The 21621-nt window shown below is 71.4% G+C and carries 18 protein-coding genes; 5 read left to right on the top strand and 13 right to left on the bottom strand.

The window, feature by feature from the left end; genetic code table 11:
• Positions 1 to 21: 21 nt before the first annotated feature.
• A complete protein-coding gene (gene lysX, locus ACZ69M_RS47065; protein ID WP_470059863.1) occupies positions 22 to 3309 on the bottom strand; it encodes a bifunctional lysylphosphatidylglycerol synthetase/lysine--tRNA ligase LysX in 3288 nt (1095 codons plus the stop codon).
• A 198-nt stretch (positions 3310 to 3507) separates the two neighbouring features.
• Between lysX and ACZ69M_RS47060 the strand changes: the two genes are divergently transcribed.
• Positions 3508 to 3972 carry a universal stress protein gene (locus ACZ69M_RS47060; protein ID WP_470059862.1) on the top strand — a complete coding sequence of 155 codons (465 nt, stop codon included), beginning with the start codon at positions 3508 to 3510 and terminating at the stop codon, positions 3970 to 3972.
• A gap of 66 nt (positions 3973 to 4038) precedes the next feature.
• On the opposite strand, the gene ACZ69M_RS47055 is transcribed toward ACZ69M_RS47060, so the two are convergent.
• The gene (locus ACZ69M_RS47055; RefSeq protein ID WP_470059861.1) at positions 4039 to 5193 is read right to left on the bottom strand and encodes a CapA family protein; all 1155 of its coding nucleotides are present in this window, start codon (positions 5191 to 5193) and stop codon (positions 4039 to 4041) included.
• Positions 5194 to 5434: 241 nt separating this feature from the next.
• On the opposite strand from ACZ69M_RS47055, the gene ACZ69M_RS47050 reads away from it, so the two are divergent.
• From ACZ69M_RS47050 to ACZ69M_RS47040, 3 genes are all read left to right on the top strand, one after another.
• Positions 5435 to 5974, top strand: a complete 540-nt coding sequence (locus tag ACZ69M_RS47050; protein WP_060899753.1) for a sigma-70 family RNA polymerase sigma factor — start codon at positions 5435 to 5437, stop codon at positions 5972 to 5974.
• A gap of 152 nt (positions 5975 to 6126) precedes the next feature.
• On the top strand, positions 6127 to 6642 hold the full coding sequence (locus ACZ69M_RS47045) for a hypothetical protein (RefSeq protein WP_470059860.1): 516 nt from the start codon (positions 6127 to 6129) through the stop codon (positions 6640 to 6642).
• A 236-nt stretch (positions 6643 to 6878) separates the two neighbouring features.
• On the top strand, positions 6879 to 7535 hold the full coding sequence (locus ACZ69M_RS47040) for an anti-sigma factor family protein (RefSeq protein ID WP_470059859.1): 657 nt from the start codon (positions 6879 to 6881) through the stop codon (positions 7533 to 7535).
• Positions 7536 to 7563: 28 nt separating this feature from the next.
• Here ACZ69M_RS47040 and ACZ69M_RS47035 read toward each other — a convergent pair whose 3' ends face one another.
• The 3 genes from ACZ69M_RS47035 to ACZ69M_RS47025 form a co-directional block, all read right to left on the bottom strand.
• On the bottom strand, positions 7564 to 8424 hold the full coding sequence (locus tag ACZ69M_RS47035; RefSeq protein WP_470059858.1) for an Fpg/Nei family DNA glycosylase: 861 nt from the start codon (positions 8422 to 8424) through the stop codon (positions 7564 to 7566).
• An 88-nt stretch (positions 8425 to 8512) separates the two neighbouring features.
• Complete coding sequence (locus ACZ69M_RS47030) at positions 8513 to 10588, bottom strand: SpoIIE family protein phosphatase (RefSeq protein ID WP_470059857.1); 2076 nt, start codon at positions 10586 to 10588, stop codon at positions 8513 to 8515.
• 101 nt (positions 10589 to 10689) lie between these two features.
• Positions 10690 to 11937 carry a DUF6777 domain-containing protein gene (locus ACZ69M_RS47025; protein WP_470059856.1) on the bottom strand — a complete coding sequence of 416 codons (1248 nt, stop codon included), beginning with the start codon at positions 11935 to 11937 and terminating at the stop codon, positions 10690 to 10692.
• A gap of 176 nt (positions 11938 to 12113) precedes the next feature.
• On the opposite strand from ACZ69M_RS47025, the gene ACZ69M_RS47020 reads away from it, so the two are divergent.
• On the top strand, positions 12114 to 13535 hold the full coding sequence (locus ACZ69M_RS47020) for a lipase maturation factor family protein (protein ID WP_470059855.1): 1422 nt from the start codon (positions 12114 to 12116) through the stop codon (positions 13533 to 13535).
• Here the strand turns inward: ACZ69M_RS47020 and ACZ69M_RS47015 are convergent.
• The 8 genes from ACZ69M_RS47015 to ACZ69M_RS46980 all read right to left on the bottom strand — a co-directional run bounded on the left by ACZ69M_RS47015 (position 13523) and on the right by ACZ69M_RS46980 (position 21476).
• The gene (locus tag ACZ69M_RS47015) at positions 13523 to 14362 is read right to left on the bottom strand and encodes an amidohydrolase family protein (RefSeq protein WP_470059854.1); all 840 of its coding nucleotides are present in this window, start codon (positions 14360 to 14362) and stop codon (positions 13523 to 13525) included. The two genes, ACZ69M_RS47020 and ACZ69M_RS47015, sit on opposite strands and share 13 nt — an antisense overlap.
• Positions 14359 to 14673, bottom strand: coding sequence for an L-rhamnose mutarotase (locus ACZ69M_RS47010; protein ID WP_470059853.1), 315 nt, complete (start codon positions 14671 to 14673; stop codon positions 14359 to 14361). The genes ACZ69M_RS47015 and ACZ69M_RS47010 overlap by 4 nt, the downstream gene beginning before the upstream one ends.
• Complete coding sequence (locus ACZ69M_RS47005) at positions 14670 to 15683, bottom strand: aldo/keto reductase (RefSeq protein ID WP_470059852.1); 1014 nt, start codon at positions 15681 to 15683, stop codon at positions 14670 to 14672. Before ACZ69M_RS47005 ends, ACZ69M_RS47010 begins: the two co-directional genes overlap by 4 nt.
• Complete coding sequence (locus tag ACZ69M_RS47000; protein ID WP_470059851.1) at positions 15680 to 16438, bottom strand: SDR family NAD(P)-dependent oxidoreductase; 759 nt, start codon at positions 16436 to 16438, stop codon at positions 15680 to 15682. Before ACZ69M_RS47000 ends, ACZ69M_RS47005 begins: the two co-directional genes overlap by 4 nt.
• The gene (locus ACZ69M_RS46995; protein ID WP_470059850.1) at positions 16435 to 17805 is read right to left on the bottom strand and encodes an L-fuconate dehydratase; all 1371 of its coding nucleotides are present in this window, start codon (positions 17803 to 17805) and stop codon (positions 16435 to 16437) included. Before ACZ69M_RS46995 ends, ACZ69M_RS47000 begins: the two co-directional genes overlap by 4 nt.
• 86 nt (positions 17806 to 17891) lie before the next feature.
• Positions 17892 to 18926 carry an ABC transporter permease gene (locus ACZ69M_RS46990; RefSeq protein ID WP_470059849.1) on the bottom strand — a complete coding sequence of 345 codons (1035 nt, stop codon included), beginning with the start codon at positions 18924 to 18926 and terminating at the stop codon, positions 17892 to 17894.
• On the bottom strand, positions 18919 to 20412 hold the full coding sequence (locus tag ACZ69M_RS46985; RefSeq protein ID WP_470059848.1) for a sugar ABC transporter ATP-binding protein: 1494 nt from the start codon (positions 20410 to 20412) through the stop codon (positions 18919 to 18921). Before ACZ69M_RS46985 ends, ACZ69M_RS46990 begins: the two co-directional genes overlap by 8 nt.
• A complete protein-coding gene (locus ACZ69M_RS46980) occupies positions 20409 to 21476 on the bottom strand; it encodes a sugar ABC transporter substrate-binding protein (protein ID WP_101402330.1) in 1068 nt (355 codons plus the stop codon). Before ACZ69M_RS46980 ends, ACZ69M_RS46985 begins: the two co-directional genes overlap by 4 nt.
• Between the last annotated feature and the right edge of the window lie 145 nt (positions 21477 to 21621).

Genomic DNA, 21621 nt, shown 5'->3' with positions numbered 1-21621 from the left:
AAAGCACCCGTTGGGACCAGCTCAGCGCCGACGCACCAGGGGGAACGGCAATGTCTCCCGAATCGTCAGCCCCGTGAGGAACATGACCAGCCGGTCCACGCCGAGGCCGAGCCCGCCGGTCGGCGGCATCGCGTACTCCAGCGCGTCGAGGAAGTCCTCGTCGAGCTCCATCGCCTCGGGATCTCCCCCGGCGGCCCGCAGCGACTGCGCGGTCAGCCGCCGCCGCTGCTCCACGGGGTCCGTCAACTCCGAGTAGGCGGTGCCCAGTTCGATGCCGAAGGCGACGAGGTCCCAACGCTCGGCGAGGCGCGGGTCGGTGCGGTGCTGCCGGGTGAGCGGGGAGACGTCGGTCGGGAAGTCCTTGTAGAACGTGGGCAGCAGGGTCTTCTCCTCGACCAGCCGTTCGTACATCTCCAGTACGACGTCACCCTGTCCGTCCTCCGGCCGATACGGCACTCCCGCACCGTCGCACAGCCGGTGCAGGTCCGGCACGGACGCGCCGGGGTCCACCTCCTCCCCCAGAGCCTCCGAGATCGCGCCGTACACCGTCTTGACCGGCCACGGACCGGAGATGTCGTACTCGGTGCCGTCCTTGCGGGCGACGGGCGCACCGAAGGCGGCGGTCGCGGCGCCCTGGATCAGTTCGCGGGTGAGGTCGAGCATCACGTCGTAGTCGGCGAACGCCTGGTAGGCCTCCAGCATGGTGAACTCGGGGTTGTGCTTGTGGGAGACGCCCTCGTTGCGGAAGGTGCGTCCCAGCTCGAAGACCTTCTCCAGGCCGCCCACGCACAGCCGCTTGAGGTAGAGCTCGGGGGCGATGCGCAGGTACATGTTCAGGTCGTAGGCGTTGATGTGAGTGGTGAACGGGCGGGCGTTGGCGCCGCCGTGGACCTGCTGGAGCATCGGCGTCTCGACCTCGAGATAGCCGCGGTCCAGGAGGCCCTGGCGCAGCGCCTGTACGGCGGTGGAGCGGGCGCGCAGGACCTCGCGGGCGTCGGGGCTGGACACCAGGTCGAGATAGCGGCGGCGCACCTTCGCCTCGGGGTCGGCGAGGCCCCGGCGCTTGTCGGGCAGCGGGCGCAGGCATTTGCCGGTGAGCTGCCAGGAGGAGCCGAAGACGGTCGGTTCGCCCAGGTCGCTGACGCCGACGAGGCCCTCGGCGGTGATGTGGTCGCCGATGTCGACGTCCTGGCGGAAGCGCCGGAGCTCGGGGCCGGACTCCAGCCGGGTGAGGGCGAGCTGGAGATCGCCGGACCAGTCGCGCAGGACGGCGAACACGATCCCGCCGAAGTCCCGTACGAGGACGACGCGCCCGGCGACGCTCACGTGCTGTCCCGCCGGTCCCGCGCGGACCTCGGCGAGGGTGTGGGTGCGGGACGGGGCGCCCACCGGGTAGGGGTCGACTCCGTCGGCGCGCAGCCGGTCGAGTGTGCGGTGCCGGAGACGGATCTGTTCGGGCAGGCCCGCGGCCGGATCGGTGGCCGCCGCCTGCTCGCCCTCGTCGAGGCCGAGGGCCGACAGCGAGGGCAGGCCCGCGGTGCTCGCGGGCTGGGCTCCGCTCCTCGGGTGCCCCTTGCCCCAGAGCTTGCGCAGCGAGGGCACGGAGACGAAGCCCTCGGCGATGCCGGACGCCAGCCCGATGCGGGCGAGGGAGCCGGTGTCGCCGTAGCAGATGAAGCGGGGGTACCACTCGGGCTGGAACTTGGCGTTGGACCGGTAGAGGGCCTCCAGCTGCCACCACCGGGAGAAGAACAGCAGCAGACCGCGCCAGAGCCGGAGCACCGGCCCCGCACCGATCCGGGCGCCCTCCTCGAAGACCGACCGGAACACCGCGAAGTTGAGGGAGATGCGCCGTACGCCGAACGTCCCGGCCGCCGCGCACACCTCGGCGACCATGAACTCCATGACGCCGTTCGGGGCGCTGCGGTCGCGGCGCATGAGGTCGAGCGAGATGCCGTCCTTGCCCCAGGGCACGAAGGACAGCAGCGCGAGGAGCTTGCCCTCGGGCGTCAGCGCCTCGACGAGCAGACAGTCGCCGTCCGTGGGGTCCCCGAGCCGGTCCAGCGCCATGGAGAAGCCGCGCTCGGTCTCGGTGTCGCGCCAGGCGTCGGCCCTGTCGATGAGCTCCTCCATCTCCTCGTCGGTGAGGCCGGAGTGGCGGCGCACCCGGCAGGTGGCGCCGGTGCGCCGTACGCGGTGCACCGCCTGGCGGGTGACACGCATGTCGTGGCCGTCCAGGTCGAAGCCGGCCACGTGCAGGATCGCCTCGTCGCCGAGTTCGAGCGCCCCGAGCCCGGCGCGCGCGAAGGCCTTGGCGCCGTCCTCCGAGGCGCCCATGACGGCGGGCGCCCAGGCGTAGCGGCGGGCCAGGTCGAGCCAGGCCTGGATGGCGTGCGGCCAGGCCTCGCGGTCGCCGACGGGGTCGCCGCTGGCCAGGCAGACGCCGGCCTCGACGCGGTAGGTGACGGCGGCCTTGCCGCTGGGTGAGAAGACGACGGCCTTGTCGCGGCGGGTGGCGAAGTAACCGAGGGAGTCGTCGGCGCCGTACGCCCGCAGGAGGGCGCGGATGCGGGCCTCCTCGTCGCCGCGCAGGGCCGCCTCCAGGCGCTGGGAGCGGAAGAGGGTGGCGACGGCGTTGAGCTGGGCGAGGGCGCCGAGGAGGCCGAGGACGAAGAAGAGCTTGCGGGGCGGGCGCCCGCTGAACGAGCTGCTGGGGACCAGTCCGCCGCACACCCGGTTGGCCGCCCACAGCAGCCGTTCTCCCGAGGCCAGTGTGCCGGGGAACCACTCGACCAGGCCCCAGCCGACCAGGATCGCCACGGCGAGTCCGACGAGCAGTACGGCCAGGGCGCGCCATACGGCGCCGCGCCGGGAGTCGGCGTAGAACTCGCGGCGCGCCACGATCAGGAGCACCAGCAGCAGTCCGCAGGCGACGAAGGACGGCAGTGACTCGGCGTACAGGCCCATCGCCAGGCCCACGATGTCGAAGAAGACCAGCAGGCCGAGGTAGACGACGACCAGCCACCAGGCGACCTTCTTGCGGGCGGCGGTCGCGGCGGCGAGGAGGAAGAGGAAGACGGCGTACGCGAGGTTGGCGCTGACCGGGACGATCAACAGGTCGAGGAAGGCCACGACGGGGTGCAGCAGCCGGCGCACGGGGGCGAAGAAGGCCAGCAGGACGCACAGCAGCGAGAGGGCGCCGAAGAAGGCCGCGAAGCCTTCGGGCACCTTGCTCAGGAAGCCGATCCGGGACTGCGGTACGGGACCCGTGGCGTCCCTCGGTCCGCGGGCCTCCACGGTGGTGCTCATGGTGTCGACTCTAGGAAGCCCCGGCCGCGGGCGCCCGTCGAGCGTCATGCCACTCGTCGCCGGCGCGGACGGCGGTCGTGGCGGGTCCCGGCGGGCCGTGGGGAGCCGTGGGGGCGGACACTTCACCCGTTCCGTCCCATGCGGGACGCGGCGGGCCCGCCCTGCCCCCGACCTGCGGCTTCCGATAGCCTCGGTGGTGTGGCGGAACAGCAACCCTCGCACCGGTTCGAGCGTGGCACGGACGGTCCCAAGGTCATCGTCGTCGGCGTGGACGGCTCGGACTCGTCGCTGCGCGCGGCGGCCTACGCCGCCGGGCTGGCCAGGCGCCAGCACGCGCTGCTCGCCCTCGTGTACGTGCAGCCCGTCATGGCCGCGGGAGCGGCGCTCGGGGCGCCGGTCGGCGAGACGACCGACCGGATCGCCGAGGACCTCATCGCACAGATCCGGGAGGCCACCGAGCAGGTCAAGGACATATTCGCGGTGCGCTGGGAGTTCCACACCTTCCGCGGCGATCCCTACAACGGTCTGGTGACGGCGGCGGACGAGCTGAAGGCGGACGCCGTGGTGGTCGGCGCCTCCGAGCAGGCGGGGCACCGGATCATCGGGTCGGTGGCGATCCGGATGGTGAAGGCGGGCCGCTGGCCGGTCACGGTCGTCCCATAGACCCGTCGGGTCCCATAGGCCGCGTGGGTCCCATAGACCCCATGGACTCCGTGAACTCCGTGGGTCCTACTGCGCCATCATCAGGCCGTCGTGGGCCGCGCCGCGGCTGAGCACCACGTCACGGATGCGGTCGCGTACACCGGCCAGGTCGGCGCCCTGGGCCAGAGCCGCGTTGATGTCGACGACCCGCCCGGCGTCGATGTCGAACAGCTGCGGTACGAACTCCGCCTTCGTGACCTCCCAGCGGTCTCCCTTGCGCGCGGGCGGGGCGAAGGTGAAGCGGGCGAGGGTGCTCTCGTTGCCCCGGGAGTCCTGGAGGCCTTGGCGGTTGAACATCTCGCCCGCGATCTGGTCGCCCATCCCGTAGACGACCCATGTGCCGTTGACCTTCTCGTAGGCCTGCGGGACACGCGCGTGTGTGCCGAGGATCAGGTCGATGTCGGGCCGCCCGCCCGTGCGCGAGGCGGTGAGCTCCCGGCTCAGCGTCATCTGCTGGGTGTTGGGCTGTTCCTGCCATTCGGTGCCCCAGTGCAGGGACACGACGACCACGTCGGCGCCCGCCTTCCTGGCGGCCCGGGCGTCCGCGAGGATCCGGTCGCGGTCGATGAGGTTGACGCTCCACGGCTGCCCCTGGGGCATCAGGAAGCCGTCCGTGCCGTAGGTGTAGGCGAGGTGGGCGACCACCGCGTTGCCCGCGCGCATGAGGGTGGGCACATACGCCTCCTGCGCCGTGCGCGCCGATCCCGTGTGCCGTACGCCGACGAGGTCGAGGGCGTCCAGAGTGCGCCGTACGCCCGCGGCGCCGTCGTCCAGGGAGTGGTCGGAGGCGGTGGAGCAGGCGTCGTACCCGGTCGCCGCGAGCCCGTCGGCGACCTGCGGTGGAATCTTGAAGGCCTGGTTGCCGGTGCGGTCGCCGTCGGATCCGTACACGGTCTCCATGTGACAGATCGCCAGGTCGGCGCCGGAGACCAGGGGTTTCACCCCTTCGAACATCGGCAGGAAGTCGTACCCTCTGCCGCCCGCGTCGGCGTTCGCCCGCTCGGTGACCGAGGTGTGCGCCAGCACGTCGCCGGAGGCGACGAGGGTGAAGCCGTGGGGGGTGAGGGGCGCGCCGGGGTGCCCGGTGCTCCGGGCCGACGGCTCCTGGTCGGCCCGGCAGCCGGCGCCCACGACAAGTACGGCCGCGAGAGCGATGGCGGCCAGTCGACTACGTGTGATCATGCCCAGCCCCGATGCAGTCATATTTAAGTAGGAAGTGAGGCAAATCCACCCAATCGAAGGGGTGGAGTCAAGAAGCGACGCGCATCCGTAGCCCGTCCGGCCCCCGGGGAACCGCCCGTCGGGGCGCCACCGGGCCCCGCTGAACCGTTCACCGCGCCGTTCACCGACGGCATCGACCGCCCACCGCAGACCCGTGCCCCGGGCCTGTCCCAGCGGAGCGGCACCCGCTGGCATACACGCCATGACGGCCGGAACCACCACCAAGACGACCGCCGAACACGAGTTGGCCGCGCTGCAGCGCGAGCACGGCCGGCCCCTCTTCGCCCTGCTCCTGCGACTCTCCGACGGCGACCGCCAACGCGCCGAGGATCTGCTGCAGGAGACGCTCGTCCGCGCCTGGCAGCACCCCGAGGCGCTGCGCGCCGACGACTTCGACTCCGTACGCCCCTGGCTGCTCACCGTGGGACGCCGGCTCGCGATCGATGCGCGGCGGGCCCGCCAGGCGCGTCCGCCGGAGGTCGGGGACGCGGTGCTGGAAAGCGCGCGGGTCTGCGCGGATCACGCCGAAAGGTCGGCGGCGACGCTCGATGTGCGGGAGGCTGTGAAGACACTCACTCCCGAGCATCGTGAAGTCCTGGTGCTCGTGTACTTCCAGGGGGCGAGTGTGGCGGAGGCCGCCGCGGCGCTCGGGATTCCGCCCGGTACCGTGAAGTCTCGTGCGTACTACGCGCTGCGCGCCCTGCGCCGGGTTCTTCCGGGATACGCGGCCGACCTGCGGTGAAACCGAAGGCCGAGTCAAACCTCCGTAAAGCGCCTTGCTGAGGACCATGGTTGAGCAATCAGCTGTCCTCATCCGTGTTCCGGATTGGGGGGAAACCCCCAAGGGCTCGGGATCGGGCGACGCGCACGCAAACCGGAGGAAGGCAGGAAGGGATGCTGCACAGAGGCCAAGAGAGCACGGACGGCACCGGCGGTGGGGAACTCACCGTCCCCATGGCGTGGTTGTACGCCGAGTACATCGCCGACGAGCTGCTGCGGACCGGCGACCTGATGCCGCCCACGTCCTTCGAGTTCCGCGCCGGGCGTGACGCCCTGGCACTGACCATCTTCCTCTCCGACACCGAAGGCGAGCTCTCGGGCATCCGGGTCGTCTCGCAGTTGGAGACCTGGCTCTCGCTGACGGCGTACGACCAGCCGTGGCAGGACTGGGTGCGCGAGCACATGGCGCGGCGCTCGGCCGAGGCCGTCGAGTCCGGCGGCCCCGCCCCGGACCTGGAGCTGGCGACGGCGGCCTGGCGCTGGCTGGAGGAGACCGAACTGCTCGCCCCGGACCTGGACGCCGTGCCCGGCGGCGGCCCGATCCCGGGCGAGGACGACGGTCCGAAGGTGTGGACACCGGCCTGGCGGCTGGGTCTGCCCCTGGGACATCTGGCGATCCATCTCTTCTGATCGTCACGACCGGGTGGACCGCCGGTAACCCCTGTTCAGGGCTCCGCACTCCGCCAAACAAGTTTTCCGCACAACTTTTTTCGGGCTCGCACCAATCCGCGAGCCCGCCCGCTCCGAATGTCTTGGCCGCGATTCCGAACGAGTCTTGAGTGATTCGACGGTCTGGTGCGTACCCGTGGGCAACAGCAACACCACTCCCACCCCCGCACCATCGCCACGAGGATTCGGTATTCGGTATGAGGTCCCTGGAACGGCATCGCGACGTCGGCGCCTATGCGCTCGGCGTGCTGGACGAGGCGGAGGCGTTCCGCTTCGAGGATCACCTCATGGAGTGCCCCCAGTGCGCGGCGCACGTGAGTGAGTTCAGGCCCGCCACGCGGCAGCTGATGCTGTACCGGCACGCCACCCCGCGCTCCGTGCACCCCTTCGCCGCCCCCGGGCCGCGCCTGATGGACAAACTCCTCAGTGAGGTGGCGACCCGGCACCGGGCCGGGCGCAGGCGCTGGTTGTACGCGGTGGCCGCCGCCGTGGTGCTCGCGGTGGGCGGTCCGTCGATCGCGATGGTCACGTCGCACGGTTCCGGGTCCGAGACGGCGGCGGTCGCGTCGACGGACGCGCAGACCGGCGTATGGGCCAAGGTCACCACCGCGGACCGTATCTGGGGCAGCCAGGTCCAGGTCGAGGTCAAGGACGCCGGGGGCCCGCGCCCCTGTCAGCTCGTCGCCATCGGCAAGGACGGTTCTCAGCAGACGGTGACGAGTTGGATGGTGCCCGCGCACAACGGCGAGTCGACCACCCTGCAGGGCGGCGCCGCGCTCAAGTCCGACGAGATCAGCCGGTTCGAGGTGCGTACGACCGACGGCAAGCACCTGGTGACCGTCACGCCCCACTGATCCCGGGCTGTTCCCCGCTGCTCCCGGACTATTTGAGCAGCCGGGACAACCGGCGGTCCGCGAGTGGCTTGCCTCCCGTCTGGCAGGTCGGGCAGTACTGCAGCGAGGAGTCGCTGAAGGAGACCTCGCGGATGGTGTCGCCGCACACCGGGCAGGGCTCACCCGTTCTGCCGTGCACCCGCAGCCCGCTCTTCTTCTCCGCCTTGAGGCGCCCCGCGGCCAGCCCGTGGGAGCGCTCCACCGCGTCGCTCAGCGTGGAGCGCAGCGCCTCGTAGAGACGGGTCGTCTCCTCGGGGGTCAGTGAGGCGGCCAGCTTGAAGGGGGACATCCCGGCGGCGTGCAGGATCTCGTCGCTGTACGCGTTCCCCACGCCGGCGATCAGGCTCTGGTCCCGGAGTGCGCCCTTGAGCTGGCGGCGCTCATCCGCGAGCAGCCGGGCGAACCGTGCCTCGTCGAAGTCGGCGGCGAGCGGGTCCGGGCCGAGGCGGGCCACGCCGGGGATCTCCGCCGGGTCCCGGACGACGTACACCGCGAGTCTCTTCTGTGTGCCGGCCTCGGTGAGGTCGAAGCCCTCACCGGTCTCCAGGGCGACACGCAGCGCGAGCGGGCCCTTCCCGGGGCGGGGCGGGCCGTCGGGCAGCGTGTCCCTCCAGTGCAGCCAGCCCGCGCGGGCCAGGTGCGTCACGAAGTGGAGTCCGTCGGCCTCGATGTCGAGGAACTTGCCGTGTCGGCGCACGGCGGTCACCTCGCGGCCCTCGAAGGCGGTCACGGGCGGGTCGTAGGTCTTCAGGACGCTGATGGCGACGGGCAGCACGCGCACGACCTCGCGGCCGACGAGATGGTCGGCCAGGAAGTCCTTGAGCGCTTCGACCTCTGGCAGTTCCGGCATGGCTCCAGAGTGCCACCCCCCACCGACAGCACCAGCCGAACCGCCCACCTCCTGAGGCGACGGCGGCCGGGTCCCCCGCGGCACCCGGTCAGTCCCGTTCCGGTACCAGGAACTCGCACCACACGCACTTGCCGCCGCCGCGCGCCTCCACGCCCCAGACGTCGGCGAGGCGGTCGACCAGGAGGAGTCCGCGGCCGGAGACACCGGACACGCCAGCCTCGCGGCGGCGCGGCAGGGCGCTGGAGGAGTCCTCGACCTCCGCGCGCAGCCGGCGGTCCGGGCCGCTGAGGACCCGCAGGTTGACGATCGCGGCGCCTTCGGTGTGCATGAGGGCGTTGGTGATCAGCTCGTCGGCGACCAGTTCGACATCGTCGGCGCGCTCTTCCCCGCCCCAGGCGCGGACCGCGGCCCGGATCATGTGCCGGGCCTCGGTGAGCGCCTCGGGGTCGCCGGGCGCGACATGCTGCTGGAGCCGTCCGCCGGACTGCTGGGGCCCGGGGCCCCGGCGGCGTAGCGCCAGCAGGGCCACGTCGTCGTCGCCGCCGCGTTCCTCGGCCACGTCGATGAGCCGGTCGGCGAGGTCGCGTACGTCGTCCGGGCCCGAGCGGATCAGCTCCATGAGGGTGTGCATGCCCTCGTCGAGGTCGACGCCGGGCTGCTCGACCAGGCCGTCGGTGCACAGCACCAGGGTCTGCCCGGGGTCCAGTTCGACCGTGTCGACGGGGTATTCGAGGCGCCCGAACAGGGCGGACAGGCCGAGCGGCAGGCCCCCTGTGACGGACGGTCGGCGGCAGGTGCCGTCGTTCTGCCGGATCACCGGGTCGATGTGGCCGGCCCGCACCAGCTGGACGACTCCGGTGGACAGGTCGGCCTCCGCGTACAGGCAGGTCGCGAAGCGGTCGGTGTCGAGTTCGTGCAGGAAGACCGAGGCGCGGGCCATCACGGTGGCGGGGGTGTGCCCCTCGGCGGCGTAGGCCCGCAGCACGATCCGCAACTGGCCCATGACGGCGGCGGCGTGGGTGTCGTGGCCCTGGACGTCCCCGATGACGGCGCCGACGCGACCGCCGGGCAGCGGGATCACGTCGTACCAGTCGCCGCCGATGTCCCGGCCGAGGGAGGCGGATCGGTAGCGGACGGCGATGTCGGCGCCGGGCACGCTCGGTATGGAGCGCGGCAGCATGGCCTGCTGAAGGCCCTGCGCGAGGTCCTTCTCCTGCTCGTAGAACATGGCCCGCTGAAGGCTCTGGGCGATGCTGCTGCCGAGCGCGACGAGGACGTTGCGCTCCTCCGAGGAGAAGCCGCGCCGGTCGTTGTAGAGCAGTCCCATCGCGCCGATGGGGCGGGCCTGCGCGATGAGCGGCAGGTAGGCGGCCGAGGTGATCTTGAGGTCGGTGATGTGCGGCCACAGCAGCGGATACGAGTCGGCGAAGTCCTCGGGCGAGTCGATGAAGCGCGGGGCGAGGGTGCGTACGACCTCGCTCATCGGGTACTGCTCGTCGATGCGGGTGACCATGGTGCCGGGGACGAAGCTGCCCTCGGGGCCCTCGGCGACCAGCCGTATGCGTCCGGCCTCGACCAGGCCCATGACCAGGCTCGTCGCGCCGAGATGGGTGAGGCCGTGGGAGTCCTTGAGGACGTCGATGACGTCCTGGACGGTGCGGGCGTGGGCGAGGGCGGCCGTGGTGATCTGCACGACGTTCGTCTGCTGGCGCCGCGCCTCGTCCTGGGCCGCCTGTTCGCGGCGCGCCGCGCTCTCGCCGAGTTCCTGCGTGGCGTCGCGGACGATGCCGATGATCCGGCGCGGCCGGCCCGTCCCGTCGCGGCGGATGTAGCCCTGGGTGTGGGTCCAGCGCAGTGAGCCGTCGCGGCAGCGGATGCGGAAGTAGGCGCCGTAGTTCTCGCTGCCGTCCTTGAGGGCGTGCGAGACCAGCGTGTCGAGACGGATGCCCTCGGTCGCGGGCACCCGCAGGGACAGGCTCTCGGGGCGGCCGTCGTACTCCTCGGGACGCACGTCGAAGACTTCGTGGGCCTGGGCGTCCATCTGCATCAGACCGGAGTCCAGGTCCCAGTCGAAACTGCCCATGCGGTTGAGCGCCAGGATCGGATCCGGGTGGGCGGGCCAGTCGTCCGGGAGTGACAGGGCGCTCGCTCCCCGATCAACCATGCGCCCACCTTGCCAGCATTCGGCCGATTATTCGACTTCAGGGGAGTCCGGTGTGCCGCTTCGGGGGAGTCCGGATTCGGGCTCCCCCGACCGCTCGGCGCTCAGCCGGCGAAGACGTCCGTCGGGGTGTCGAAGACGGTGTCCGCATCGGGCGACTCGTCGGGGATCAGACCGCCGCCGTCGGGCAGGTCGGGGATCTCAGGAACGGTGTCGGGGCCGATCTCGTCCTCCGAGGGGTCCGAGGGATTCAGCGGGGCGAGGGGGTCCTGCGGGGCTCGGGGGCCCTGCGGGGCGGTCGTGGTGGGCGGGAGACAGTTCGACACCGCGGCCACGGGAGCCTCCGTCGGCACGCCGCCGTCCGGCATGCCCGGGGTTCCCTCCGGGGTGACGGTCAGGGTGGGCGCCACACAGTCGGCCGACGGCGCGTCCGCGAAGGGGCCCGTCCGCGGGCTCTGATCCGGGACCGCGCTCGGGCTTGTACCTGAACTCGTACCGGGGCTCGTACCGGGGCTCGTAGTGGGGCTTGCGCCAGGGCCTGTGTCGGGGCGACGGCCGGGGCTCGCGGCCGAGACCGGTGGCCGCAGGACGACGTCCCGGTGACCGTCGTCCCCGGTCCGCCGTTCGATCCACCTGTTGTCGGCGATGTCGATGATCGTGATGTTCCTGATCGCGGCGGACGCCGGGGTCACGACGACAACGTTGCCAGGACGGAAACCGGACCAGGGCTGCCCCTGGGTCCCCGGGGTCGTCCTGGACACGACGGGCGGGTTCAGCGGGTTGCCGCCGGCGCAGCGCACACGCGGCACGCCCCGGTCGTCGACGAGGACCGCGGTGCCCCGCTGGAGCACCGACTGGAAGCTGGTCGCCCGGCCGTCACGGAAGCCGTGGTCGGTGACCTGTGTGTCGGCGCGCAGCACGACCGAGGTCAGACCGCGCAGGAAGTCCGGGACGGCCGCCTGCGCGACGCCCGCCGCCTGCGCGAACGAGCGCGCCTTGCCGGGGTCCGAGGAGAGGAGGCCGATCTGCTTCCCGACGTCACAGCTGCCGACGGCCCGGGTGCCGCCGTAGAGCCCGGGTGTGGAGCCGGGGAAGAAGCGCACGCCCTGCGAGGCGGAGCCACGGTTCGCGGGTGTCGCCGGATACGGCATTCGGGTGATGAACGGCGAGTCGGCGGCGGTGGACGCGGTGAACGGGTCGGGGCCGCCGCCGGCGACCGGCTGCAGGAAGACCTCACCCCCGTCGGCCCCGGACGCCGCGCTCTCGCCGCCTCGGCCGCCACACCCGGCGACGAGGAGCGCCGCCGAGAGCGCGCAGGCCATGACGAAGGCCCGGGTGGGTATGTGCACCACGCTGTTCTCCTGTCGCACCACGTTCTCCCGTTGCACTGCTTCCTCCCGTTGCACCACGACCTCCGGGCCGTTCAGTGGATTTCGTCCACTATTGTCTGCGTCGCTCAGTTGGCTCACGCAAGCGGAGACGGTCACCCAGCGTCACAATGGAAGACAAGGGAAGAGGAGTGGCTCGCGTGGAGTGGTTCGTCGCCCCCGACTACTGGCTGAGCCGGCTGGTCTTCCAGCGGGCCCTGGCCGTGGTGTACGTCGTCGCCTTTCTGGGCGCGGCGCTCCAGTTCCGTGCGCTGATCGGGGAGCGGGGGATGCTTCCGGTGCCGCGGTTCCTGGCGCGGGTCGCGTTCCGCGACGCGCCGAGCGTGTTCCACCTGCGCTACTCGGACCGCTTCTTCGCGGCCTGGGCCTGGGCGGGCTGCGCGGTGTCGGTGGCGCTGGTCGCCGGCCTGGACCAGTGGCTCCCGCTCTGGGGGGCCATGGCGCTGTGGCTGGCGCCCTGGGCGATGTACCTGTCGATCGTCAATGTGGGCCAGACCTGGTACGCGTTCGGCTGGGAGTCCCTGCTCCTGGAGGTCGGTTTCCTCGCCGTGTTCCTCGGCAACGACGAGGTGGCCCCGCCGGTCGTCGTCCTCTTCCTGCTGCGCTGGGTGCTGTTCCGCGTGGAGTTCGGCGCCGGGCTGATCAAGATGCGCGGGGACGCCTGCTGGCGGGAGCTGACCTGCCTCGACTACCACCACGAGACCCAGCCGATGCCGGGACCGCTGAGCTGGTTCTTCCACCATCTCCCCAAGCCCTTCCACCGGGTCGAGGTGGCGGCGAACCACTTCACCCAGCTCGTCGTGCCCGTCCTCCTGTTCACCCCGCAGCCGATCGCGACGGCGGCAGCGTCGCTGATGGTCCTCACCCAGCTCTGGCTGGTCCTGTCCGGCAACTTCTCCTGGCTGAACTGGACCACCATCGTGCTGGCCCTCTCCGCGATCGAGTTCCCCGCCACTCCCCCGCACGTGGCCGGCCCGCCCCTCTGGTACGAGATCGTGGTCCTCGCGGTCGCCGCGGGCCTGGTGGCCCTCAGCTACCGTCCCGCCCGCAACATGATCTCCCGGCGCCAGGTCATGAACCGCTCCTTCGACCCGCTGCACCTGGTCAACACCTACGGCGCGTTCGGCAGCGTCAGCCGGGTACGCCACGAGGTGGTCGTCGAGGGCACGGCGGACCCCGTGCCGCGGGAGGACTCGGAGTGGAAGGAGTACGAGTTCAAGGGCAAACCGGGCGATCTTCGCCACTGGCCGCGCCAGTACGCGCCATACCATCTGCGGCTCGACTGGCTGATGTGGTTCGCGGCGCTCTCCCCCGCGTACGCGGCCTCCTGGTTCACGGGCCTGGTCGAACGGCTCCTGGAGAACGACCGCGACACGCTGCGGCTGTTGCGCCGCTGCCCGTTCCCTGCGGACGCACCGCCCCGGTACGTCCGCGCCCGCCTCTACCGCTACCGCTACACGACGTGGCATGAGCTGCGGGAGACGGGCGCGTGCTGGCACCGGACGTATGTGCGGGAGTTCCTGCCGCCGATGCGCCTGGAATGGGTGGATCAGAGCCGGTAGACCCGGGTGGCGGTGCCACCGAAGACCTCGGCGCGTTCCTCCGTGCCCAGCCCCCCGGTCAACTCCTCGGCCACGTCGACCACTTGGCCGTACGACGCCGCCAGCGTGCACACCGGCCAGTCGGAGCCGAACATCAGCCGGCCGGGTCCGAAGGCGCCCAGGACCGTGTCCGCGTAGGGGCGCAGCCCGTCGACCGTCCACTTCGCGTGGTCCGCCTCGGTGACCATGCCGGAGAGTTTGCACACGGTGTTGGGGAGCGCGGCCAGCGCCCGGACGGCCGTCGCCCACGGTCGCAGCGCGCCCGTGGCGATCGGGGGCTTGCCCAAGTGGTCGAGGACGAAGGTGAGTCCGGGGTGGCCGGCGGCGGCCCGGACGCAGGCCGGCAGTTGGTGCGGCAGCACGACCAGGTCGTAGACGAGGCCCGCCTCGGCGACCGCGGCGAGCCCGTCCCGTACGTCCGGACGCAGCAGCCACTCCGGGTCGGGCTCGCCCTGTACCTGGTGGCGGATGCCCTTGAGGTGGCGGCCGCCCGGCAGCTCCCGCAGCCGGGCCAGCTCGTCGGCGACGTCCGGCCGGGTCAGGTCGGTCCAGCCGACCACACCCGCGATCAGCTCGCCCCGCGCCGCGAGGGCGAGGAACTCCGGGGTCTCCTCGGGCACGGTGATCGTCTGTACGAGGACCGTGCGGTCGACGCCGGCGGCGCGTGCCTGCGGTGCGAGGTCCGCCACGCCGAAATCACGTCGCAGTGGCTGGAGTTCGGGCCCGGTGATCCAGCCCTGGTCGCGGACCGAGAGGTCCCACACATGGTGGTGCGCGTCCACCCTCACGGCAGCTCCCACACGACGGGCAGCCCCGCCTGAGCGCCCTCGCTCGAGTAGTCGTGGACGACATCGAGGAGTTCGGCCATGCGCGCCTGCCAGGCGATGTTGACCGGCAGTTTCTCCAGTTCGGCGAGCAGGTGCCCGTAGTCCTCGCACTCCAGGACGTGGAAGAGGTCGGTGCCGCTGCGCCAGATCGTCCAGGAGGTGGCTCCGGCGGCGCGGATGGCCGTGGTGAGCTCTTCGGGGACCTCCCGGTGGGCGGCCTCGTACGCGGCGACGCCGTCCGCGCGGACCTTGGTGTGCAGGGCGACTCTCATGACGGGTCCTGTGGGGGTACGGGTACGGGGGCGTCCTCGGGCAGCAGCTTCGCCTCGCGCAGTTCCCGCCAGAAGTCCTCCGGCACCGGGGTCGTGAACTGCTCGACGCAGTCGCGGACTTCGTGCGCCGAGCGGGCGCCGGCCAGGACACTCGCGACGGCCGGGTGGGCGGCGGGAAAGGCCAGCGCGGCGGCGCGCAGGGTGGTGCCGTGCCGCTCCGCGATCTCCTTCAGTCGCAGGGCGCGGTCCAGCAACTCCGCCGGTGCGGTCGCGTAGTTGTACGTCGCTCCGGGCCTCGGGTCCGCCAGCAGGCCGGAGTTGAAGGCGCCGCCGATGACCACCGAGGTTCCGCGCTCCTGGGCGGCGGGCAGCAGTTCGGTCAGCGCGGCGTGGTCGAGCAGGGTGTAGCGGCCCGCGCACAGCACCACGTCCACGTCCGTGTCGCGGACGAAGCGGGTGAGAATCTCGGCCTGGTTCATGCCCGCGCCGATCGCGCCGACCAGGCCTTGCGCGCGCATCCGCTCCAGGGCCGGATAGCCCTCGTGGAAGGCCTGCTCGGCGTGGTCGTCCGGGTCGTGGAGGTAGACGATGTCCACGCGGTCGAGACCCAGGCGTTCGAGGCTGGCCTCGATGCCGCGTCGTACGCCCTCGGCGCTGAAGTCCCAGACGCGGCGGTGCGTGGCGGGCACCGCGAAGCCGTCGGCCAGGTCGTCGCCGCCCGCGTCCGCGCCCGCGGGTTCCAGGAGGCGGCCCACCTTGGTGGAGAGGGTGTACTCGGCGCGGGGGCGATCGCGCAGGGCCGCGCCGAGACGGCGTTCGGAGAGGCCGATGCCGTAGTGCGGGGCGGTGTCGAAGTAGCGGATGCCCCCGGACCAGGCGGCGTCCACGGTCTCGTGCGCCTGTTCGTCGCTGACGGCGGTGAACAGGTTGCCGATGCCCGCGGCGCCGAAGGACAGGGCACTGACCTCGACACCGCTGTTCCCGAGCCTGCCCGTTCCGAGCGTGCTCACTGGCCCACCGGCCGCAGTCGCAGTCCCTGCATGCCGCCGTCCACGGCGAGGGCGATGCCGGTGGTGGCGCCGGACAGCGGGCTCGCCAGGTAGGCGATGGCGCCCGCGACCTCGTCCGCCGAGACGAGCCGGCCGGAGGGCTGGCGGGCCTCCAGCGCGGCCCGTTCGGCGGCCGGGTCGGCGGCGGCGTCGAGGAGGCGGCCGACCCAGGGGGTGTCGGCGGTGCCGGGGTTCACACAGTTGACGCGGACGCCCTCGCGGAGGTGGTCGGCGGCCATCGCCAGGGTGAGGGAGAGGACGGCGCCCTTGGTGGCGGAGTACAGGGCGCGCTGCGGGAGCCCGGCGGTGGCGGCGATGGAGCAGGTGTTCACGATCGCCGCGTGCGCGGATTCCCGCAGGTGGGGCAGGGCGGCGCGGGCGGTACGGACCATGCCGACGACATTGACGTCCAGGACCCGGTGCCACTCGTCGTCGGCGTTGTCCTCGACGGTGCCCTGGGCGCCGATCCCGGCGTTGTTGACCAGCACGTCGAGTCCACCGAGGTCCGCGACGGCCGCGGCCACGGCCTCGCGTACGGAGGCGTCGTCGGTGACGTCGGCCCGGAAGCCCAGCAGGGGCTTCTCGACCGTCGAGGTGTCCAGGTCGAGGACGGCGACCCGCGCCCCACGGGCGGCGAGCAGCTCGGCGGTGGCGCGGCCGATGCCGGAGGCGCCACCGGTCACCAGCGCCTTGAGTCCTTCGAAGTCGGCACTCACGCCGCTTCCCCCTTCCGCTTGTCGCTCGGCCGGCTGTCGGATTTCTGGTGTGCGAGGTCGGCGGCCCAGAAGGTCCCGCCGGGGTAGGTGAACTCCGCGATGGACTGCGGCCGCATGGTCGCGGAGAAGCCCGGCGCGGTGGGTGCCGCGTAGTGACCCTGCCTGATCACCACCGGGTCGAGGAAGTGGTCGTGCAGATGGTCGACGTATTCGATGACCCGGTCGTCGGTGGTGCCGGAGAGCGCCACGAAGTCGAACATCGACAGGTGCTGGACGAGTTCGCACAGGCCGACCCCGCCGGCGTGCGGGCAGACGGGCACGCCGAACTTGGCCGCGAGGAGCAGGATGGCGAGGTTCTCGTTGACGCCGGCGACGCGGGCGGCGTCGATCTGCAGGACGTCGATGGCGCCGGCCTGGAGGAGCTGTTTGAAGACGACACGGTTCTGGACGTGTTCGCCGGTGGCGACCTTGACGGGGGCGACGGCCTCGCGGACGGCGGCGTGGCCGAGGACGTCGTCGGGGCTGGTGGGCTCCTCGATCCAGTAGGGCTCGAACTCGGCGAGGGCCTTGGTCCAGGTGATCGCCTCGTCCACGTTCCAGCGCTGGTTGGCGTCGATGGCGATCCGGATGTCGGGGCCGACCACCGAGCGGGCGACCCGGCAGCGGCGTACGTCGTCCGCGAGATCGGCGCCCACCTTCAGCTTGATCTGCCGGAACCCGTCGGCGACGGCCTCGGCGGCGAGGCGGGTGAGCTTCTCGTCGCTGTAGCCGAGCCAGCCGGGCGAGGTGGTGTAGGCGGGGAAGCCTCTCTCCCGGAGGATCGTGGCGCGCTCGGCGGCGCCCTCCCGGCCGCGACGGAGCAGTTCGAGCGCCTCCTCGGGGGTGAGGGCGTCCGTGAGGTAGCGGAAGTCGACCTGGCGGACCAGCCACTCCGGTTCGGCGTCGGCGAGCAGCTGCCACAGGGGCTTGTCGGCACGCTTGGCGGCCAGGTCCCACACGGCGTTGACGACGGCGCCGATCGCCATGTGCATCACGCCCTTCTCGGGCCCGAGCCAGCGCAGCTGGCTGTCCCCGATCAGGTCCCGGGCGAGGGAGCCCGGGTCCGCGCACAGCTCGTCGACCGAGCGTCCGACCACATGCCCGCGCAGCGCCTCGATCGCGGCGACCTGGACGTCGTTGCCCCGCCCGATGGTGAAGGTGAAGCCGTGCCCCTCCGGGCAGTCGGCCGCGTCGCCGCGCAGCACGACGTACGCCGCCGAGTAGTCGGGGTCCGGGTTCATCGCGTCGGAGCCGTCGAGCTCGCGCGAGGTGGGGAAGCGGATGTCGTAGGTGTCGACCGCGGTGATACGGGCGGCAGTTGGGGACACGGGAGGCCTTTCGGTCCGGGACAGGGGCGTACGGAGGGGTTCCGTGGATCCGTGGGTCCTTGGATCCGTACGAAGACGAAGGGAGGTCAGTCCTGGGCGCGGCCGGTGGTCACGCGGGCGATCATCAGGGCGACCAGGATGATTCCGCCGTAGATGGCCTGGATCCAGAAGGACGGCACCTGGGCGAGCGTGAGCAGGTTCTGCACCACGCCGAGGAGGAGTACGCCGGTGAGGGCGCCGAACATGGTGCCCTTGCCGCCGTCCAGGCTGATGCCGCCGATGACCGCCGCCGCCATCACCGTGAAGATCATGTTGTTGCCCTGGTTGGCGCTGATCGCGCCGACGTACCCGGTCTGCATGATCCCGCCGACCGAGGCGAGGACGCCGGCGACGACGGAGACGCCGAGCAGCATCCGGTCGACGCGGATACCGGCGGCGCGGGCCGCCTCCGCGTTGCCGCCGATGGCGTACAGGGCGCGCCCGACGCGGTGGTATTTGAGGATCAGTCCGGCGGCCCCGAAGGCGACCGCGGCCAGCCACACCGACAGCGGGACCCGCAGGAAGGTGGAGGTGGCCAGCTGGAAGAACGCGTCGGGCATGCCGAACAGTGTCTTGCCCTTGGTGGCGCCGACCAACAGGCCACGCAGGACGATCAGCATCGCGAGGGTGACGATGAAGGCGTTGAGTTTGAACTTCACCACGAGGATGCCGTTGAAGGCGCCGATGACTCCGCCCACGACGAGGATCGCGACGAGGGCGAGCGCGGCCGGCCATTCCGTGCCCCAGCCGGACTGCGCGGACGGCAGCACCAGCAGGGCGCCGACGGCGGGCGCGATGCCGACCACCGACTCCAGTGACAGATCGATCTTGCCGGTGATCAGCACCAGCGACTCGGCGAGGACCACCATCGCGAGTGCCGCCGAGGCGCCCAGGATGGAGATCAGGTTCCGTTCGGTGAGGAACGAGTCGTTGACGATCGCGCCGAGCACCAGGAGTACCAACAGGGCTGGCACGAGGGCGAGTTCGCGGGCCCTGCGGAGCAGTACGGTCTTGGCGGCCCGTGCGTCGGGGACGCGCGCGGAGGTGGGCGACGAGGCCGACGGGGCCTTCGTGTCAGCCATGGTCCACTCCTTCGATGGAGGCGATCAGCTCGTGGTCGTGCCAGCCCGCCGGGTGCTCGGCGACGACACGGCCGTGGAAGAGGACGAGGACGCGGTCGCAGCGGCGCAGGTCGTCGAGTTCGTCGGAGACGACGAGCACGGCGGTGCCGTCCTCGCTGGCGCTGTCCATCCGGGACAGCAGTGACTCCTTGGACTTCACGTCGACGCCGGCGGTGGGGTTGATGAGGACGAGGAGGCGGGGGTCGGAGGCGAGGGCGCGGGCCATGACGACCTTCTGCGCGTTGCCGCCGGAGAGGTCGGAGACGGGCTGTTCGGGGCCCTCGGCGTGGATGTCGAGGCGTTCGATCAGCTCGGTGGCGAAGCCCCGCTTGCGGGCGGCGGAGATGAATCCGTAGCGGCCGAGCCGGTTCAGGACGCTCATCGTGGTGTTGTCGCCGATGGTCATGCCGGAGACGAGACCCTGCTCGTGCCGGTCGCGCGGGACACAGGCGACGCCCGCCTTGAGCGCGGCCTGTACGTCACCGAACGGCAGCCGCTCACCGTCGAGTCGAGCCGTTCCGCCGGTCGGCGTGTGCAGTCCGGCGAAGGACTCGGCGAGCTCGATCTTGCCGCTGCCGCTGGAGCCGGCGAGGCCGAGGACCTCGCCGCGGCGGACGGTGAGGTCGATGGCCTCGTACGCGTCCGAGCTGAGCCCCTGGGCGTCGAGCAGCACCGGGGCGTCCGCGGCGACCGTCTGGTGTGTGACGGTCCGCTCGGCGATCGACTCCCCCGCCATGGCCTCCACCAGGGCCGTGCGGGGGAGTTCGGCGACCGGCGCGGTGGTGATCCAGCGGGCGTCGCGCAGCACGGTGACCGTCTGGCACACCTCGTACACCTCCTGGAGGTGGTGCGAGATGAACAGGAAGGTGACACCGGACTCCTGGAGCGCGCGCATCCGGGTGAAGAGCCGTTCGATCTCCCGGTTGTCGAGCTGCGCGGTCGGCTCGTCGAGGACGATGAACCGGGCGCCGAAGCTGAGCGCCCGGGCGATCTCGACCATCTGGCGGTCCTCGACCTTGAGGTCGGCGGTGCGGGCCTCCGGGTCGACGTGCACGTCCCAGGTGTCCAGGACCTGCGCCGCCTCGGCCCGCAGCCTGCGCCAGCTGATGAAGCCGCCGCGCCCGACCGGCTGCCGGTTGATGAAGAGGTTCTCGGCGACCGTCAGCTCCGGTACGACGGTGGGCTTCTGGTAGACGCAGGCCACCTTGCGGCGCCAGGCGTCGCGGTCGGTGAGCGCGGGCGCGGGCTCACCGTCGAAGCGGACCTCGCCCTCGTCGGGGGCCTGGAGGCCGGTGAGGATGGTGACGAGGGTGGACTTGCCCGCGCCGTTGCGCCCGACGAGGGCGTGGGACTCACCGGGGAGAACGGTGAGCCGGCCGTCTTGGAGGGCGACGGTGGGGCCGTACCGCTTGGCCACCCCCCGCGCCTCCACCAGTGGGGTACTCATTTGACCGTGTTGCCCCAGAGCTTGGGGTCGTCGACGTTGTCCTTGGTCACCAGCGGCGCGGGCAGCTGGTCCTCCAGGATGCCGCTGGGCAGCTTGACGATCTCGGAGTCGTGGTCGGTCGGTCCGGTCTTGAACGTCTTCCCCTGCATCGCGGCCTTGATGTAGTACATGCCGTACTTGGCGTACGCGTCGGCCGGCTGGGAGACGGTGGCGTCGATCTCCCCCTTGCGGATGGCGTCGAACTCCTGCGGGATGCCGTCGTTCGAGACGATCGTGATGTGGCCCGCCTGGCCGGTCTTCTTCAGCATGCCCTTGGACTTGAGGGTCTGGAGGGTCGGCGCGAGGTAGACGCCGCCCGCCTGCATGTAGATGCCCTTGATGTCGGGGTTGGCGTTCAGCAGGGTGTCGAGCTTGGAGGCCGCGGTGTCGGACTCCCACTTGGCGGGGATCTCCAGGACCTTCAGCTTCGGGTAGTTCTTCTGCACGCAGGTGCGGAAGGCCTCGGAGCGCTCCCGGCCGTTGACCGAGGCCAGGTCGCCCATGATCTGCACGACCTTGCCGGAGGGGATCTGCTTGCCGAGGTACTCACAGGCCTTCTCGCCGTACGCGACGTTGTTGGCGCGTACGACCATGGCGACCTTGCCCTTCTCGGGCGCCACGTCGACGGCGACCACGGGAACGCCCTTGCGCTCGGCCTGGTCGAGCCCGGCGGCGATCGCGGCGCTGTCCAGGGGGGCCACGACGAGGCCCTTCACGCCCTGGTTGAGCTGGTTGTTGATGTCGGTGATCTGCTGGGACGGGTCGCTGTTGGAGTTGACGGTCTTGAGGGCGTCGACCCCTTCGGACTTCGCCATCTTCGGCACGTAGTCGTTGTAGGACTGCCAGAACGGCGAGGTCAGCAGGGGCAGGATCACCCCGACCTTGCCGGTGCCTCCGCCGCCCGACGACACGGAGTCCTTGGTGCTGCCGCATGCCGCGAGCACGAGGGTCGCGCAGGCGGCCGCAGCCGCCGCACGCACTGCCCGCGACGCAATTCGCGTGTTCCGCACGTTTCTGCCGGCCATCTGACGGCTCCTCGTTGAGCGAGATCGATCGGGGGTGACGGTGCGTGGCCGAGCGTCCCGCTCAACCGGGACGAATATTTATCAGACCACTTCGCCTCCGCAACACCCCCATGCGCCAAAATTTCCGCGTTATCAGCCGTAGTGG

Source organism: Streptomyces sp. NPDC107454, assembly GCF_055582885.1.
The sequence above is the reverse complement of the archived record's forward strand: the minus strand, read 5'-3'. Positions and strand labels throughout refer to the sequence as shown.

Bases quoted from the DNA above. Each gene is read 5' to 3' on its own strand.
- lysX (WP_470059863.1), bottom strand. From the start codon at position 3,309: ATGAGCACCACCGTGGAGGCCCGCGGACCGAGGGACGCCACGGGTCCC.
- ACZ69M_RS47055 (WP_470059861.1), bottom strand. From the start codon at position 5,193: ATGATCACACGTAGTCGACTGGCCGCCATCGCTCTCGCGGCCGTACTT.
- ACZ69M_RS47050 (WP_060899753.1), top strand. From the start codon at position 5,435: ATGACGGCCGGAACCACCACCAAGACGACCGCCGAACACGAGTTGGCC.
- ACZ69M_RS47045 (WP_470059860.1), top strand. From the start codon at position 6,127: ATGCTGCACAGAGGCCAAGAGAGCACGGACGGCACCGGCGGTGGGGAA.
- ACZ69M_RS47040 (WP_470059859.1), top strand. From the start codon at position 6,879: ATGAGGTCCCTGGAACGGCATCGCGACGTCGGCGCCTATGCGCTCGGC.
- ACZ69M_RS47035 (WP_470059858.1), bottom strand. From the start codon at position 8,424: ATGCCGGAACTGCCAGAGGTCGAAGCGCTCAAGGACTTCCTGGCCGAC.
- ACZ69M_RS47030 (WP_470059857.1), bottom strand. From the start codon at position 10,588: ATGGTTGATCGGGGAGCGAGCGCCCTGTCACTCCCGGACGACTGGCCC.
- ACZ69M_RS47010 (WP_470059853.1), bottom strand. From the start codon at position 14,673: ATGAGAGTCGCCCTGCACACCAAGGTCCGCGCGGACGGCGTCGCCGCG.
- ACZ69M_RS46990 (WP_470059849.1), bottom strand. From the start codon at position 18,926: ATGGCTGACACGAAGGCCCCGTCGGCCTCGTCGCCCACCTCCGCGCGC.
- ACZ69M_RS46985 (WP_470059848.1), bottom strand. From the start codon at position 20,412: ATGAGTACCCCACTGGTGGAGGCGCGGGGGGTGGCCAAGCGGTACGGC.
- ACZ69M_RS46980 (WP_101402330.1), bottom strand. From the start codon at position 21,476: ATGGCCGGCAGAAACGTGCGGAACACGCGAATTGCGTCGCGGGCAGTG.